Raw genomic sequence first — 989 nt, forward strand, 5'->3', positions numbered from 1 at the left:
CTTGGCGCGGCGCGCGGCGGCGGGCGGGGCGCGCGTCGGGGCGCTGCTGCTCGCGCCGTGGGACGGCGCGCCGGCGCCGGCACTCCCGGTCCTGATGCCGCGCGATCCGGCGGCGTACGCGCGGCGGCTGTACGCTGCGCTGCACGAGATCGACGACGCCGGGTGCGACGCGGTGCTCGTGGAGCTGCCCCCCGACCTGCCGGGGTGGGAGGGGGTGCGGGACCGGCTGGCGCGCGCCGCGCACCGGCCGTAGGCTCGGGGCGCGTCCCGCCCCCCGCCGACATGCCGCGCCGCCTCCTCCCCGCCCTCGCCGCGAGCGTGCTCGCGACGGCCGTCGTCCCCCGCGCCGCCTCGGCGCAGCCCGCGCTGCGCGGCGTGGTGTGGGACAGCCTCGCCGGCGCGCCGCTCGCCGACGCGCTGGTGCAGTTCGCGCCCGGCGCCGATCCCGGCGCCGCCGCCTGGACGGCGCGCCCCGACGGCGCGGTGCGGTGGCGCATCGACGCGCTGCCCGCGGGCGAGTACGTGGGCGCGATCTTCCACCCGACGCTCGACGCGCTCGGCCTCACCCCGCCGAGCTGCCGCGTGCGCGCCGCCGCCGACGCGGCGACCGTCGGCGACTTCGCGCTCCCGGGCGCGCGCCGGCTGCGGCGGCTGCTGTGCGGCGGGGAGGCGGCGGCGCGCGACTTCGCCGTCGTGCTGGTCGGCGAGGTGCGCGACGCCGACACCGACGAGCCGGTGGCCGACGCGCGGGTCAGCCTCGCCTGGCGCGAGCTGGCGGTGGAGCGCGGCATCGCGCGGTGGGTCGCACGCACGCACGCCATCGCGACCGGCGCGGGCGGGACCTACATCGCCTGCGGCGTCCCCGACACCGACGTGACGCTCGAGGTGCGCGCGCCCGGGCGCGCGAGCGGACGCGTGGACGTGGCGGTCCCCGGGCACGCGGTCGTGCGCCGCGACCTGACCGTGGGCGCCGCGCCGGACGACGCCCC

Annotated in this window: 2 protein-coding genes; both read left to right on the top strand. The window is 81.7% G+C overall.

Annotated elements, in window-relative coordinates; translation table 11 throughout:
• The coding region (locus PYV61_RS25795) for a Sua5 family C-terminal domain-containing protein (RefSeq protein ID WP_275836753.1) at positions 1–253 on the top strand (253 nt) is incomplete at its 5' end.
• A 29-nt stretch (positions 254–282) separates the two neighbouring features.
• The coding region (locus PYV61_RS25800; protein WP_275836754.1) for a hypothetical protein at positions 283–989 on the top strand (707 nt) is incomplete at its 3' end.

This window comes from Roseisolibacter sp. H3M3-2, assembly GCF_029211165.1.
Classification (GTDB): Bacteria; Gemmatimonadota; Gemmatimonadetes; order Gemmatimonadales; family Gemmatimonadaceae; genus Roseisolibacter.